The sequence below is a fragment of the Herminiimonas sp. KBW02 genome, from assembly GCF_003852535.1.
In the GTDB taxonomy this organism is placed as follows: domain Bacteria; phylum Pseudomonadota; class Gammaproteobacteria; order Burkholderiales; family Burkholderiaceae_D; genus Oxalicibacterium.
On record NZ_QAJP01000003.1, the window covers coordinates 73742 to 88132 of the forward strand.

At 54.8% G+C, this 14391-nt stretch carries 14 protein-coding genes; 7 read left to right on the forward strand and 7 right to left on the reverse strand.

The window, feature by feature from the left end; genetic code table 11:
• Positions 1 to 9 precede the first annotated feature (9 nt).
• From DBR37_RS02120 to DBR37_RS02135, 4 genes are all read right to left on the reverse strand, one after another.
• Positions 10 to 804, reverse strand: coding sequence for an anti-sigma factor (locus DBR37_RS02120; RefSeq protein ID WP_124572648.1), 795 nt, complete (start codon positions 802 to 804; stop codon positions 10 to 12).
• A complete protein-coding gene (locus DBR37_RS02125; protein WP_124572649.1) occupies positions 801 to 1307 on the reverse strand; it encodes an RNA polymerase sigma factor in 507 nt (168 codons plus the stop codon). The genes DBR37_RS02120 and DBR37_RS02125 overlap by 4 nt, the downstream gene beginning before the upstream one ends.
• Positions 1308 to 1331: 24 nt before the next feature.
• Positions 1332 to 1706 carry a hypothetical protein gene (locus DBR37_RS02130; RefSeq protein ID WP_124572650.1) on the reverse strand — a complete coding sequence of 125 codons (375 nt, stop codon included), beginning with the start codon at positions 1704 to 1706 and terminating at the stop codon, positions 1332 to 1334.
• Positions 1707 to 1921: 215 nt separating this feature from the next.
• On the reverse strand, positions 1922 to 2476 hold the full coding sequence (locus tag DBR37_RS02135) for a TetR/AcrR family transcriptional regulator (RefSeq protein ID WP_124572651.1): 555 nt from the start codon (positions 2474 to 2476) through the stop codon (positions 1922 to 1924).
• A gap of 159 nt (positions 2477 to 2635) precedes the next feature.
• Between DBR37_RS02135 and DBR37_RS02140 the strand changes: the two genes are divergently transcribed.
• The 6 genes from DBR37_RS02140 (at position 2636) to DBR37_RS02165 (ending at position 8371) form a co-directional block, all read left to right on the forward strand.
• A complete protein-coding gene (locus DBR37_RS02140; protein ID WP_124572652.1) occupies positions 2636 to 3145 on the forward strand; it encodes an HPP family protein in 510 nt (169 codons plus the stop codon).
• 494 nt (positions 3146 to 3639) lie between these two features.
• Positions 3640 to 4920, forward strand: coding sequence for an oxalate/formate MFS antiporter (gene oxlT, locus DBR37_RS02145; RefSeq protein WP_124572653.1), 1281 nt, complete (start codon positions 3640 to 3642; stop codon positions 4918 to 4920).
• A 206-nt stretch (positions 4921 to 5126) separates the two neighbouring features.
• Positions 5127 to 6206 carry an AI-2E family transporter gene (locus DBR37_RS02150; protein WP_124572654.1) on the forward strand — a complete coding sequence of 360 codons (1080 nt, stop codon included), beginning with the start codon at positions 5127 to 5129 and terminating at the stop codon, positions 6204 to 6206.
• Between the two features lie 107 nt (positions 6207 to 6313).
• The gene (locus DBR37_RS02155) at positions 6314 to 7150 is read left to right on the forward strand and encodes a rhodanese domain-containing protein (protein ID WP_124572655.1); all 837 of its coding nucleotides are present in this window, start codon (positions 6314 to 6316) and stop codon (positions 7148 to 7150) included.
• Complete coding sequence (locus DBR37_RS02160) at positions 7105 to 8055, forward strand: pseudouridine synthase (protein WP_124572656.1); 951 nt, start codon at positions 7105 to 7107, stop codon at positions 8053 to 8055. Before DBR37_RS02155 ends, DBR37_RS02160 begins: the two co-directional genes overlap by 46 nt.
• 85 nt (positions 8056 to 8140) lie before the next feature.
• On the forward strand, positions 8141 to 8371 hold the full coding sequence (locus DBR37_RS02165; protein ID WP_124572657.1) for a hypothetical protein: 231 nt from the start codon (positions 8141 to 8143) through the stop codon (positions 8369 to 8371).
• On the opposite strand, the gene mdoH is transcribed toward DBR37_RS02165, so the two are convergent.
• From mdoH to DBR37_RS02180, 3 genes are all read right to left on the reverse strand, one after another.
• On the reverse strand, positions 8345 to 10885 hold the full coding sequence (mdoH, locus tag DBR37_RS02170) for a glucans biosynthesis glucosyltransferase MdoH (protein WP_124572658.1): 2541 nt from the start codon (positions 10883 to 10885) through the stop codon (positions 8345 to 8347). The two genes, DBR37_RS02165 and mdoH, sit on opposite strands and share 27 nt — an antisense overlap.
• Entirely contained in the window at positions 10885 to 12417 is a 1533-nt protein-coding gene (locus tag DBR37_RS02175) for a glucan biosynthesis protein G (RefSeq protein WP_124572659.1), read from the reverse strand. The genes mdoH and DBR37_RS02175 overlap by 1 nt, the downstream gene beginning before the upstream one ends.
• Before the next feature lie 440 nt (positions 12418 to 12857).
• Positions 12858 to 13184, reverse strand: a complete 327-nt coding sequence (locus tag DBR37_RS02180; protein ID WP_124572660.1) for a hypothetical protein — start codon at positions 13182 to 13184, stop codon at positions 12858 to 12860.
• Positions 13185 to 13429: 245 nt separating this feature from the next.
• On the opposite strand from DBR37_RS02180, the gene DBR37_RS02185 reads away from it, so the two are divergent.
• Positions 13430 to 14335 carry a YihY/virulence factor BrkB family protein gene (locus DBR37_RS02185; RefSeq protein ID WP_124572661.1) on the forward strand — a complete coding sequence of 302 codons (906 nt, stop codon included), beginning with the start codon at positions 13430 to 13432 and terminating at the stop codon, positions 14333 to 14335.
• The last annotated feature ends 56 nt before the right edge of the window (positions 14336 to 14391 follow it).

Below are 14391 nucleotides of genomic sequence, written 5' to 3' on the forward strand. Positions count from 1 at the left end.
CTGTGCGGCTTACTGTACTTTGTCCAATTGCTCGTAGACCGCATGCGCGATATTTGCCAGTTCGCCTTTGTTGATACCGGCGGATAAAGCATAGCCGAACTTGCCATCTATCCAGTAGAACACATTCACCGCGCCTTCCTGCGCGAAGCGGAAACCGGTGTCCTTGTTCTGCGCCTGGTCGGTTGAGACATACAGCGTCAGGCGTTGTCCCAAACCATCCTGATACATAAACTGCGCAACCGGCCCGCTTTCACCTGGCAACAAGCGACCACCGATCAATTCATAGCCGAGCTTGCCGAGCTTCGGCGGACGCATGGGGCTGCCGGTACGTTTCGACAGCCATGCAATCAACTGATCTTCCTGCTCGGCGCTGACTTCCACCGGGCGCCGCGCATCCGGGCTATAGACGCTATGCGCCACCGCAGCCTGGCGGGCCAGCGTTGACACCCTGAGCGGCGCGACCGCAGCATTGTTCTGCGCCAGCGTCGCGTCCGTCGGCATCACGCCATGCAAGATCCAACCGCCCGCACCACCCGCCAATGCAATCACTAACGCTGCCGCGTAACGACCGTAACGCTCGCTCCAGCTCTGCAAGCCCGATCTCAGTCGTGGCGGCACCGGCTCATCCAGTATCGGCCGGAACAAGGCGCGCAACTCTTCATTCTGCGCGCGATAGGCCTGTACACGTGCCTGCTCCTCCGGCCGCTCCGCCAGATAAAGCGCGACCTCGCGTTGTCGCGCTTCGCTCAGGAAGCCGTCAACGTAGGCATGCAGATCTGCTTCCGTTACTGTGTGCGGGCTCATTTGACTACCTTTAATAGCGATACGACAGATCGCCCTTCCATTTGCGCACGCAGCTTTTGGCGTGCACGTGACAAACGTGACATCACGGTACCCAGAGGCAAGCCCAGGGTAGCCGCGACTTCTTCATAACTCATTTCTTCCAGTGCAACCAGCAGCAGTATTTCGCGCTGCTCCGGCGGCAAACTACGCAAGGCGGTATCCAGGTCACGCATTTCCAGGCCGTCACTCACAGAGTGATGCGATACCGGCAGAGGCGTATCTTCATCCAGTTCTTCGGTCGGCAACGATGGCTTGCGCACCTGATCGACATGCAGGTTATGCATGATGCCGAACAGCCACGCGCGCATATCGCTGCCGCGCTGCCATGAAGAAAGTTTCTTCCAGCCACGTTCCATCGTGTCCTGTACCAGGTCGTCCGCCCCCGTGCGATCACCCAGCAGCGCACGGGCATAACGACGAAGTCGGGGAATACAGGCGATCAGCCGGTCACGTTCATCTTGCATGGCAACTCACCGAGACCAGAGGTCTTAGTCCTTCACGACGTGCCAGATGTCCTTGAAGTTATCGCCGGTACGATCACCCGCTTTTTTGTCGGATGCGAACAGATACAGCGGTTTGCCCTTGTAAGCCAGTTGTGGGCTGCCGTCATCACGTGTCACCACGGAATAGGGTGCGCTGACTTTAACGTCTTTGGCGGAAATTGGCGGCCATGCCGTGGCGCAAGGACCGTTGCAGGCGCTCTTGCCACTATCGGCGACATCCTTGTCGAAGGTGTAGACCGTCATGCCACTGGTGGTGACCAATATGCCGTCGGCTTTCTTGACTGGAACACTTTGCGCATAAGCGCTACCGGACAGCACAACTGCAGCAACCGCGGACAATACGATATGTGAGAGTTTCATTTTTGTTCCTTTTCGATGAATAGTGGCAAGTCGATAAAGGAAAGCTATGCGCTTGCCCATCGGCCTGGATCATTTACGTCAAAACACACACAACAATGTGCTGACATTGAGGTAAACGATGGCGCTGCCGCTTTATTCCACCGTATGGAAAATATTTATCCGCTCAGGCACACTGCTGCCGCTACCTTACACCTTCTGCCCGGCTACGGACATATTCAGTGCGGACGTTCGACCAGGTATTGGGCCACTTCCCAGGCCTGCATCGCGGCATCCGGATTACCGGTCAGATGGACGGCATCGATGGCGCCGTCCAGCAGGATATTGATCTGGGTCGCCAGTTTATGAGCCTGCGTGCCGTGTGTTTCCAGCAGCAAGGACTCTATATATTCAATAATCAGGTTTTTATGCAGGGCCGAGATTTGGTGGATCGGGTTTTTGCGTTCGTGGAACTCGGCAGCCGCATTGATGAACATGCAGCCGTTGAAGTCCTTGCGCTTGAACCATTGGTCATGCCAGGTGAACAGCGCAAGTATTTTTTGCGCCTGCCCTTCCTGCTGGTTCACATAATTCATCAGCGAGGTGCGGAAAAACAGATCACGCTGCGTCAGCACTTCCATGATCAGGTCCTGCTTCGATGGAAAGTACTTATATAGCGTCATCTTCGCTATCCCCGCTTCGGCGATGATGCGATCTATACCTACCCCTGTGTAACCGCCTTCCGCAAAGAGCTTCATTGCCGTCTGCACCAGGACTTCCCGTTTATCCACCATTGTTTTTTGCTCACAAATCAAAAAAAGAAGTATTGCAGTCACGTATTACTATCGATAGTATACAGATCTGTCTGTCTTTTCAAGTGACCGGAATACATCTGACGCACATCGGATACTGACAGACCGGGACCAGATCTAAAATTAAACTATGGACAAGCTATGAAAACATTTCTCTCCAAAATGCGCGGCGGCACTGCTTTGCCCCCACGTGCGCCCATGCGCCATGTTGCTCTTTCCTGGCTCGGCGGCTTCCTCGCCATCGCTGCTGTCGCCATCGCCACTGACATCAGCCACATGCCGCTGGTACTGGGCTCTTTCGGCGCGAGCTGCGTCTTGATCTTCGGCTTCCCGGAAAGCCCGTTCTCGCAACCGCGCAATGCCATAGGCGGCCACTTCCTGTCATCGCTGATCGGCTTGCTGTTTCTGACCCTGTTCGGTGCGCACTGGTGGAGCATGGCACTGGCGGTGGGTACAGCAATCGCCGTGATGCAACTCACCCGCACCGTTCATCCTCCGGCCGGTTCCAATCCGGTCATCGTGATGCTGGCAGCACCCGCCTGGAGCTTCCTGCTGACGCCTACCCTGATAGGCAGCATCATCGTGGTTCTGGTCGCACTCGTTTTCAACAATATTCCGAAAGAACGCTCGTATCCGAAGTACTGGATGTAAGTCACGATACCCCCTCTGCAAACACCTGATAACACGCATAAGCATCGGGTGTTTGCAGCTGCCTCACATGTCGGCCAAGGGCTCATTTATGGTCTTAAACAAGTGCCCACAAATCTGCCGCATCAAGCGCAACATCAAGCACAGCATCACTTTCACCCCATCTCGCAATTTCTACGTAGTATCCACAAAATTCTTACGTGGTATCCACAATTCACAATTTTTTTCGCCACGCGAATACGTGATATCCACAACATGAATATCTCATATTCTTGCTTTCAGCCCTAGCAAACGGTGCGCTGTTCTTCGATAGTAGCGTCGTTGAATTAAATAAACACGAGCCGCGCACGAGTTTGGATGAGCTACAAACTTTTCCGACAGATCGATGCGGTTGCAAATGATCGAAATGAATCATCCGTTGTTTATTACAACGAGGGTACGTCCTGATCCTGAATTATGACGTGCATTTTCTACTTGAGAGTTGAGAGAAGGCAAAAATGAATCAAGCAACTACTATCGGTGCTGAAGGCACTGTTACTCGCTCCGCATCATACCGTTGGATCCAATTGATCCTGGGTATCGTTGCGATGGCAATGATTGCGAACTTGCAATACGGCTGGACACTGTTCGTCGATCCTATCGCTGCAAAACACGGCTGGAGCCGCGCAGCAATTCAAGTCGCATTCACCATCTTCGTTCTGACCGAAACATGGTTGGTACCTATCGAAGGCTGGTTCGTAGATAAATTCGGTCCACGTCCAGTTGTTCTGGTCGGCGGTGTATTGTGCGGTGTGGGCTGGTTCATCAACTCGTTCGCTGACTCGCTCGCAACTCTGTACTTCGCAGCTGTTATCAGCGGTATCGGCGCTGGCGCTGTGTACGGTACTTGCGTTGGTAACGCATTGAAATGGTTCCCGGACCGTCGCGGCCTGGCAGCTGGCTTGACCGCTGCTGGTTTCGGTGCTGGTTCTGCTGTCACCATCATTCCTATCTCGGCAATGATCGCTACCCGCGGCTACCAAGATGCATTCCTGTACTTCGGTATCGGTCAAGGCATCATCGTGGTTCTGGTTGCTCTGTGCCTGACACGTGCTCCTGAGCACAAAAAAGGCGAAGCAGTCGCAAACGTTCAGCAAACCAAACGCGATTACAAACCAAGCGAAGTTCTGCGTGAACCAGTTTTCTGGATCATGTACGCAATGTTCGTGATGGTTGCTGCTGGTGGCCTGATGGCAACTGCTCAACTGGGCTCGATCGCTCGTGACTTCAAAGTGTTCGACGTACAAGTCAGCATGATGGGTCTGACACTGCCAGCACTGACATTCGCTCTGGCTATCGACCGCGTACTGAACGGCCTGACCCGTCCATTCTTCGGCTGGGTATCGGATCAAATCGGTCGTGAACCAACCATGTTCATCGCGTTTGCTATCGAAGCAGTTGGTATCCTGGCTCTGTTCCACTACGGCCACAACCCAATCGCATTCGTTATCCTGACCGGTATCGTGTTCTTTGCATGGGGCGAAATCTACTCGCTGTTCCCATCGACTTGCGCAGATACATTCGGCAGCAAATACGCAGCATCGAACGCTGGCTTGCTGTACACAGCTAAAGGTACCGCTTCCCTGCTGGTTCCACTGTCGGCAGTATTGGCTTCGGCAACCGGCGGCTGGTACGCAGTGTTCGTAGTAGCTAGTGCACTGAACGCAGTTGCTGCTCTGATGGCATGGTTCGTATTGCGACCAATGCGCGCTAAACACATGAGCAAACCAGCAGAATAATTATCTGCACTCATAACCAGGTGTAGCTCTTAAGACCGGCCTTCGCGCCGGTCTTTTTTTCGTCTGCAGTTTCCTCATCTTGCTCCAGCCGCTCAGCGCTATCCTTTGCCACAGCAGTGCTTATGTGAGTTAGCGCTCTCACTTTGTGCATAACTTCGGGTAGCATAAGCAGCAACACTCGACGCTCCGCGCACAAGGCCTCCTATATGAACTATCCCGAAATCCAGCAAAAGACTTTCCTGGCCTTATTAATTGCCTTCTCGGTCGCCTTCATCGGCATTCTGCTGCCGTTCTACGGCGCGGTGTTCTGGGCAGCGGTCCTGGCGATCCTGTTCTCGCCGTTCTATCGCAAATTGCTGATCAAGATGAACCAGCGCAGCAATATGGCCGCCCTCGCCACACTGGGCATTTGCCTGGTGGTCGTCATTCTGCCGCTGGTGCTGATTTCGATTTCACTGGTACATGAAGCCACTGCTCTGTACGCCAACATTCGTTCCGGCGAACTGAACTTCAGTGTCTACTTTGAAAAAGTGGTCGCTGCGCTGCCAAGCTGGGTCGTCAACCAGATGGATAAATTCGGCCTGACCAATGTCGCCACCTTGCAGGCCAAGCTGTCGCAAGCCGCGGTTCAGGGCAGCGAATTCATTACCAAGCAGGCGATCAGCATCGGGCAAAACACTTTCAACTTCCTGATCAGCTTCACCATCATGTTGTACATGCTGTTCTTCCTGCTGCGTGATGGCGACAAAATCGCCGCCCGCATCCGCCAGGCAGCGCCATTAAATCCGGATCACAAACGCACCCTCTTCAACAACCTGACCACCGCCATCCGCGCCACTGTCAAAGGCAATATCATCGTTGCCGCGGTGCAAGGTGCCCTCGGCGGTGTCGCCTTCTGGTTCCTCGGCGTCCAGGGCGCCCTGCTGTGGGGTGTATTGATGGCCTTCCTGTCGCTGCTGCCTGCAGTCGGCGCGGCACTGATCTGGGTTCCGGTTGCGGTCTACTTCCTGCTGACAGGTGCAATCTGGCAAGGCGTCAGCCTGATCGCCTTTGGCGTCCTGGTCATCGGCCTGGTGGACAATATCCTGCGCCCTATCCTGGTCGGCAAGGACACCGCGCTGCCGGATTTCATCGTGCTGATTTCCACCGTCGGCGGCATGGCGCTGCTGGGTCTGAACGGCTTTGTAATCGGCCCGGTGATCGCGGCACTGTTCATGACGCTGTGGGATATCTTCTCTTCCGGCAAGCAAAAGCAGGAGGCGGAGAAACTGCACCGCCCGGATTGATCACTGCCAGCACCAGAAAAAAGCCGACCATTTGAGTCGGCTTTTTTCATGGGCTTGTCTGCTTGTCATTAGCGCCATGCGGCGCAATTTCTGCGACAATTCGCGCTATGAATCCGACATTAGCCCCTGCCGCAGAGCAATTCCACATCGCCTTTTATAAATTTGCCAGACTGGCGGATGCCGATGCGGTCGTCTCGGTATGCCGTGAACTGACACGCGATCTGCTCGGCAGCATCCTGATCGCCGACGAAGGCATTAACGGCGTATTGGCAGGCGAAGCTGTCGCACTGGATCGCTTTGAGCATGCACTCAAAACCGACCCGCGGCTGGACGACGCATTCAGCAACATCGTCTTCAAACGCAGTGCCTGCAAAACCGCGCCCTTCGCCCGCATGAAGGTGCACCGCAAATCCGAGATCGTGTTCCTCGGCGTTGACAACGTCGATGCTATCGGCCGCACCGGGATAGACGTCAGCCCGCAAGAATGGCGCGAACTGATCGCACAGGACGATGTAGTCGTGATCGACAACCGCAACAGCTTTGAATTCAAACTCGGCAAGTTCAGGAATGCGGTCGACCCTGGCGTCGATAACTTCCGCGACTTCCCCAAATACATAGCAGAGCATGTGCCGGAATGGCAAGCCAGCGGCAAACGCGTGGCGATGTACTGCACCGGCGGCATCCGCTGCGAAAAAACCAGCGCCTGGATGCTGGACATGGGCGTGCCTGTGTATCAGCTGGAAGGCGGCATCCTGAATTACTTCCTTGAGATGCCGGATGCGGAGAAGGACTGGGAAGGCGAATGCTTTGTCTTCGACAACCGCATAGCGCTCGATACCAAAATGCAGGAAACCGACACCACGCTCGAAGATGTGTACGGCGGCGAACCCGACTGGGAATGGCGCTTGCAACGCGCCAAACGCCTGGATGCAGACAGCGAGTGAAAGCAGCGCCAGCCCAACAGCCACCCAGCAAGGATGGCGTCGGCCCCAGCAGCGTCGCACTCCCGGCCGGAACCTGGCCGACCATCATGGATTTCCTGTGCGCACACTTCCCTGCGATCCCGCATGCTGAATGGCTGGCGCGCATGCAACGCGGCGATGTCATCGATGCTGCCGGGCAGGCACTGGCACCGGACAGTCCGTATCAGCCACACAGCAAAATTTACTACTACCGCAGCCTGCCGGCAGAGCCGCGCATCCCCTTCGATGAAGTAGTGCTGTATCAGGATGACTATTTGCTGGTCGTCGACAAACCGCACTTCCTGCCGGTCACGCCTGCCGGCCGCTATTTGCAGGAAACCTTGCTGGTACGCCTGAAACGCTCGCTCGGCATCGATACACTCGCCCCTATGCATCGCATCGATAGAGAGACCGCCGGACTGGTGCTGTTCACAATACAGCCGCACACCCGCAATCTGTATCAAACCCTGTTTCGTGAACGCAGTGTCAGCAAGGAGTATGAAGCCATCGCTCCGCTGCGCCACGATCTCGCGCTGCCGACCATCTATCGCAGCCGCCTGGTCGAAAGCGACGCCTTCATGAAAATGTGCGAAGTCGCCGGCGAGCCGAATGCCGAAACCGCCATCGCCTTATTGGAAACACAGGGCGACTACGGCCGCTACCTGCTGCAGCCGGTCAGTGGCCAGAAGCATCAATTGCGGGCGCACATGGCGGCGCTCGGCATCCCCATCGTCAACGATCGCATCTATCCGCATTTATACCCGGATGAAGGGGCGGCGCAAGACTATAGCCAGCCGTTGCAATTGCTGGCCAAATCCATACGTTTTACCGACCCTATCTCAGGCCAGAAACACCAGTTCGCCAGCCTGCTGCAACTGAGGTTTTAAACCTGCGACTCCGCAATAGTCCGGCCATAGCCTGCAATGATAGTAGCGCTATATTGGCACCATCAATTTAGATGTGAGCGCTTATATGTCGGCCTTGGAAACGATAGGTAGCTTCGTCGGCAGTCTGGCGACACCTGTCTCCACCTATATCTCCGAAAAAATTGCAGAGCGCTGCGGGCGCGGCAAATCGGGGGACAACCACATCGTCGTCGAATTCATCGTATTGGCGATAGTATGGATACCGATACTGCTACTCACCCTGATCGCGATTGCATTTCTCTTGTTCGCCTTAGGCTGGCTGTTTTCTTCCTTCTAAACCCGCTGTGCCACGTCCGGCGTGGCGCAAACTCAGTTGTTCTTGCTCATTCGCTTCACGCAAATGTTTGAACCAGCCCGGATGCGCCTGCTCGGATGACCAGACATCCAGATGCAGTTGCGACAGGAAGACAGGGTCTGCCAGCAAACTATTTTTCTGTCCGTCCGGCAAAGTCGTCGGACCATTCTTCACCGCGTCCTGTACCTGATCCCTGCGCCTGCGCTGCGCCTCCAGTGAGCGATGCGCATGCATATAGCTGCTGGCACACATCACACCATTGAAGCGCGGATCGACCACCGCATCGATGAAGTTCATGCTGCGCGGCGCGGCTTTGACATACGCAACCATGTCCTGTAATTCCACTGGCGGCTGTGCTTCTTCCGGTATCAGGAACAACTTTTTGCGGCGAAAGCGCAAACCGTTGGCAACCTTGCTCGAATAAATCGACACCGGAATCGCCAGCGCCAGCGAACCGACGATAGGCAGCAACCATGGCAGGAAAGTCGGGTTCAGCCAAAAGATAATGCCACCCCAGGTCAGACCCAGCAGTGTATGGAAGCCATGCTTGCGTATGGCTTCACCGGGGCTGGTTTCTGCATCTTCACGCGGCGGCGATTTCCAGCGCAGCGCCCATCCCATGAAGGCAGCGATCACAAAGTGCGTGTGGAACAACATACGTACCGGTGCCAGCAACATCGAGAAAAACATTTCGATCAACATGCTGCCAACCAGACGCAGACGACCACCGAATTGTTGCGCACCCTGCATGCAGATCAGCAGCACACTCAGCATCTTCGGCAGGAATAACAAAGTCGCGGTTGCACTGAACAAGGCCAGCGCTTTTTCCGGATGCCATTGCGGCCAGGTCGGGAATAACTGCCACGGTTCGGTGAAATAGATCGGCTCGGTCAGTGTGTGCTGCATCAGCAAACCGGTCGACAGTATCAGGAACAGAAACCACAATGGCGCGGACAGATAAGCCATTACACCTGTCACAAATACGGCTCTGTGGACTGAATGCATGCCCTTGGACAGGAACAGGCGGAAGTTCATCAGATTGCCCTGACACCAGCGACGATCACGTTTTAATTCATCCAGCAGATTCGGCGGCATTTCTTCGTAACTGCCATCCAGATCGTACGCGATCCAGACCTTCCAGCCGGCACGGCGCATCAGTGCAGCTTCGATAAAATCATGCGACAGGATTTCACCCGCAAACGGCCCTTTACCCGGCAATAGCGACAAGGCGCAATGCTCGATGAAAGGCTGCATGCGGATGATCGCGTTATGCCCCCAGTAATGCGATTCACCAAGCTGCCAGTAATGCAGACCGGCGGTAAACAAAGGGCCATATACCCGCGTCGAGAATTGCTGGATGCGCGCATATAAAGTATCGCGACCAGCAGCACGTGGTGCAGTCTGGATAATCCCGGCATCCGGATTGGCTTCCATCGATTGCACCAGCTTGGTCAGGCAATCGCCGCTCATCACACTATCGGCATCCAGCACCACCATATAGCGGTAGTTCTTGCCCCAGCGGCGGCAGAAGTCATCGATATTTCCGCTCTTGCGTCTGACCCGACGCTGGCGACGACGATAGAAGATGCGACCAAAACCATTAATCGTCTTGCATAGCATGGCCCATGCGGCGACCTCATCGGCGCAGGTATCGCTATTGCTGCTATCGCTTAATACATAGAAATCAAATCTATCCAGCTGACCGGTTTTCTCTACCGATTCATAGGTCGCACGCAAACCGGCAAAGACCCGTGCCACATCTTCATTACAGACAGGCATCACAATCGCGGTGCGCGCAGCCGCATCTATCGGGCCGTCGGTGACTGCAGTTTTAGAAATCAGATGGGGGTCCTTGCCGCGCGCCAACAGGATGAAGCCCGTCATCGCGGTCCAGAAACCGGCAGAGACCCAGCAGAACAACAAGGCAAACAAAGCCAGCATCGCCATTTCCAATGGCTGCTTGCCCTGATACGGCAAGACGCTGCTCATATAGTAAGTAGCCAATGCGGTTTGTCCCAGCATCAACAGGAGCAGGACCAGACGACGTGTACCGCCTTTGGCGCCATCGTTGGCAGATGTCACTGTATCAGTGGCGGGCTGCGATTTCTTCGGCTGCCGCTTAAATAAACCCTGCAGCCAGCGCGTCAGCGGATTCAGCGCACCCCACGGTTCCGGCACCATCGAAGCGCGATTGATAGGCGGTGCAATACTTAAAGGCGCTCCTGTTTCATCACTGAGTGCTGCCGCAGGTGGCGCCTTATCTTTCGTCTTCGATGACAGCGCCAGCCAGGTCCGCGCCAGCACCGAACCGAGCGCCGGATTATCCGGGTTGGCATGCTCGCCTGCCAGCGCATTATGCAAGTCCTCCATCGCTACGCGTGTGGAGAACGTTGCACTCTGTTCCAACTGCACTTCGAGCGCATGCCGCTCTGCCTCAGGTAAGGACAGGTGGTCGAGGTAGTGCCGACACTGGGTCGGGATGCGAGGCGCGTCCATCAATCCGCCGGCAAGATATAACTCCACGTTTCCGACAGAGTTGTGTTGTTGGTGTGCAGGAAACCGCGCAGTTCTATCGGCTTCTTGTCATCTATTCGCTTGACCCTGAGCGCAGCACGCCAGCCGCCGGTCGCTTCATTGCGGTAGGTATGCGCTTCCAGGATTTCACCATTGCTATCCGATGAGGCGCGGAATTCTATCTTGGCATTGGCCTGCAATTTCTTGAAAACAGGCCCTTCAAAATCAACGAACAGAGCAGTGCTGTCGTCCGGCTTGCCCAGGTGGCCATGACCACGACGGGTCTGCGTGACCCAGGACAAAGGTGGTCGCTGTTGCGCGCTCTTGTTCCAGTACAGACGGTAATCCAGATTGATGGCGCTACCCGGTTTAGGAATAACGTCCGGCACCCAGTATGCGACGATATTGTCGTTGAACTCATCCGGGGTCGGTATCTGCACCAGCTCTACCCGTCCTGCGCCCCACTTCCCGTTCGGTTCGACCCACGCGCTTGGTCGCGCTTCGTAGCGCGCCTCCAGGTCTTCATAGCTGCTTTGTTTTTCATCGCGCTGCATCAGGCCAAAACTGCTAGGATTGCTCAGGCTATACGAGGTGACCAGCAAACGCTTCGGATTCACCAGCGGTCGCCAGATCCATTCACCAGTACCCGACTGTATCGACAAGCCATCCGAGTCATGCACTTCAGGACGGTAGTCTTCAGTCGCCGAACGCTGGTTCTCGCCAAAGAAATACATGCTGGTCAACGGTGCGATGCCGAGCTTGCTGACGTTTTCACGCAAGTAGAGCTGTGACTTCACATCTGTCACCGTTTGCTCACCCGGCTTGATCGTAAAGCGATATGCACCGGTTACACGGCGCGAGTCGAGCAAGGCGTAGATCGTCAGTTGCTTGCTGTTCGTACTCGGACGTTCGATCCAGAATTCAACAAACTTCGGAAATTCTTCACCGGAATTCAAAGCGGTATCAATCGCCAGTCCGCGCGCGGACAAACCATAAATCTGGCCTTTCCCTACTGCACGCAAATAACTCGCGCCGAGGAAAACCGCGACTTCATCTTTGTATTTAGGTGTGTTGATGGCGTAATGCACGCGGAAACCGGCATAGCCCAGATGTTTGAGATCATGCGGCGTCAGTTTGTTGGCGCCGTAGTTGAAGGCTTTGGGATCAAATGGAATCGGGCGCGCACGCTTGCCGACAATTTCATTAATACGCACCGGACTCTCGAATTGTCGGCTCTGATGGAAGAAGGTCAGCTCAAACGGTAATTTATCGGCATGCCAGTACGCACGTTCAGGTTTGTAACGGATATCGCGGTATTGGTCGTAATTCAGGTTCTCCAGGGCTTTCGAAATATTTTTCTGTGGCGCCTTGTAGGAGGTACTCGATAACTGCTTGGCTTTCTTCGCGACGTCGTTGAACTCAAACGCAAGCGCAGGAATACAGGGAATGAATGCAAGAACCAGCAACGCGATGCGCTGACCGGCCCGCACGGGTGTAAATAAACTCCAGAACATGATTTCCAATCTAAACAAACTGTCCGTTCCATACTGGCTGTCAGACCTTCGTCGCTACTGCAGATATGCAGGTTTGCACGAAGCAAAGATGTGTATCCCAATTAATTGCATCAAGTCACCGTAGCATTTGCTTGCAATTAGCTGCCATACGCATCCAATTTGAAAAGTGCCTTCACTCCACGCGATGCGCTTCACGAATCAAGGCAAGATTGACCTTTCGTCGCCGATGAGATGGACAAAAGACGATAACTGCTGCGAAATTACCCGGATTGTGCCCGTGCATTTCTGGTTGTTGCCGCGCCTTTTGAATCGCAACACAGCAGTTACGCTAGAACTCATGACGTAAATATCCGGCTAGCACACAGCTATTTACGGAATGAGTGCCAGTCTGACCTTGTAAAAAGTGGAATGGTTCCGCGTCTAAATGTTTTTTTACGGCATCATGCCTGCCACACACCGTAGCCCGCTTCGCGCAGCGCAATGCCGAGCTCCACCTCCATCTCACAGCCCGCCTCGTAAGGCATAGGGTTGTACACCGCATATAGCTCCGGTAACAGACGTAAACCGAACTTCTCGACGTATCGATTGCTCTGTATACCTGCCTTGTGTTTATCAAAGCGCAGATCCGGGTCGAGCCCGGTCATGCCGACATAGACACAGGGCTTGCCCGGGATGTAATCAGGATTCGCCTTTTTAAAACGGGCTTCGTAGAGCACATCGGTCGATAACTCGACGACATAGACATGGTGATGATGGCGGCGCGGCATGGGATAGTGCGAACAATGAACGACAGATAGTTCAGCATAGCAGGCCGCGCGCATCACATCGCGCCTGTCTAGAACGCATCTCACGGATATTTATGAAATGAGTTCTATATAGCTTTACCAGGCAGCAATTCTTATGCCATCACGACGATGACAACATCGGGCTCCAACTATCGGTACAATCCGTGAAACTGCAGCAGAGAAAATAAAGATCCCATTGCCGATCACCGCAGAAAGCGACGCCAACAATGAAAACAACGCACCTGCAAGACGCCTGGTCACTGACCAAGGAAGCAGTCCAAGCCTGGTTACAGGATTTTGCACCGAGTATGGGCGCCGCACTGGCCTATTACACGATCTTTTCCCTTGCACCAATGCTGATCATCGTGATCGCGATCGCAGGCTTCTTCTTCGGGCAAAACACAGCGCAGGGTGAAATCATTTCGCAGTTACGCGACCTGGTCGGCGACACCGGTGCAGCGGCAGTCGAAGGCATCTTGCGCTCTGTCAGTCAGCCGGGCCAGGGCATCATTGCCGCCACACTCGGTACATTGACGCTGATGATAGGTGCAACGGCAGTATTCGGTGAATTGCAAAGTGCGCTGAACCGTATCTGGAAAGTATCGACTGATAACAATAACGGCGGCATCTGGAAATTTGTTTTCACCCGTCTGCTTTCGTTCGGCATGGTGATGGGCCTGGGCTTCATGCTGCTGATTTCAATGATCCTGAGTGCAGCGCTGGCAGCACTCGGTAAATGGTGGGGCAATATGCTGGGTGACTGGAACATCGTCCTGCAGATATTGAACCTGGCCGTCTCCTTCGGCGTCATCACCACGCTGTTTGCGATGATTTATAAATTTATGCCGCGCGCGACTATCGCCTGGCGCGATGTCTGGGTCGGCGCCGTCATCACGGCGCTGCTGTTCAGCGTCGGCAAAACCCTGATCGGCCTCTATCTCGGCAAAACCAATATGGCGTCCGGCTTTGGTGCGGCCGGATCGCTGGTGGTCCTGCTCGCGTGGATTTATTATTCGGCGCAGATCTTCCTGCTCGGCGCCGAGTTCACCTGGGTACTGTCGCAAAGACATGAAGCCAGACTGGCTGCGGCCAGCGAGACGGACGCCGCCTCCGGCGCACTCGCATCCGATTAAAACCGTTACAGCGTAACGGGCTGCTGCATACTGCAGCCTGTCATTACGCGCCCATA

Bases quoted from the DNA above. Each gene is read 5' to 3' on its own strand.
- DBR37_RS02120 (WP_124572648.1), bottom strand. From the start codon at position 804: ATGAGCCCGCACACAGTAACGGAAGCAGATCTGCATGCCTACGTTGAC.
- DBR37_RS02125 (WP_124572649.1), bottom strand. From the start codon at position 1,307: ATGCAAGATGAACGTGACCGGCTGATCGCCTGTATTCCCCGACTTCGT.
- DBR37_RS02130 (WP_124572650.1), bottom strand. From the start codon at position 1,706: ATGAAACTCTCACATATCGTATTGTCCGCGGTTGCTGCAGTTGTGCTG.
- DBR37_RS02135 (WP_124572651.1), bottom strand. From the start codon at position 2,476: ATGGTGGATAAACGGGAAGTCCTGGTGCAGACGGCAATGAAGCTCTTT.
- DBR37_RS02140 (WP_124572652.1), top strand. From the start codon at position 2,636: ATGAAAACATTTCTCTCCAAAATGCGCGGCGGCACTGCTTTGCCCCCA.
- oxlT (WP_124572653.1), top strand. From the start codon at position 3,640: ATGAATCAAGCAACTACTATCGGTGCTGAAGGCACTGTTACTCGCTCC.
- DBR37_RS02150 (WP_124572654.1), top strand. From the start codon at position 5,127: ATGAACTATCCCGAAATCCAGCAAAAGACTTTCCTGGCCTTATTAATT.
- DBR37_RS02155 (WP_124572655.1), top strand. From the start codon at position 6,314: ATGAATCCGACATTAGCCCCTGCCGCAGAGCAATTCCACATCGCCTTT.
- DBR37_RS02160 (WP_124572656.1), top strand. From the start codon at position 7,105: ATGGCGCTTGCAACGCGCCAAACGCCTGGATGCAGACAGCGAGTGAAA.
- DBR37_RS02165 (WP_124572657.1), top strand. From the start codon at position 8,141: ATGTCGGCCTTGGAAACGATAGGTAGCTTCGTCGGCAGTCTGGCGACA.
- mdoH (WP_124572658.1), bottom strand. From the start codon at position 10,885: ATGGACGCGCCTCGCATCCCGACCCAGTGTCGGCACTACCTCGACCAC.
- DBR37_RS02175 (WP_124572659.1), bottom strand. From the start codon at position 12,417: ATGTTCTGGAGTTTATTTACACCCGTGCGGGCCGGTCAGCGCATCGCG.
- DBR37_RS02180 (WP_124572660.1), bottom strand. From the start codon at position 13,184: ATGCCGCGCCGCCATCATCACCATGTCTATGTCGTCGAGTTATCGACC.
- DBR37_RS02185 (WP_124572661.1), top strand. From the start codon at position 13,430: ATGAAAACAACGCACCTGCAAGACGCCTGGTCACTGACCAAGGAAGCA.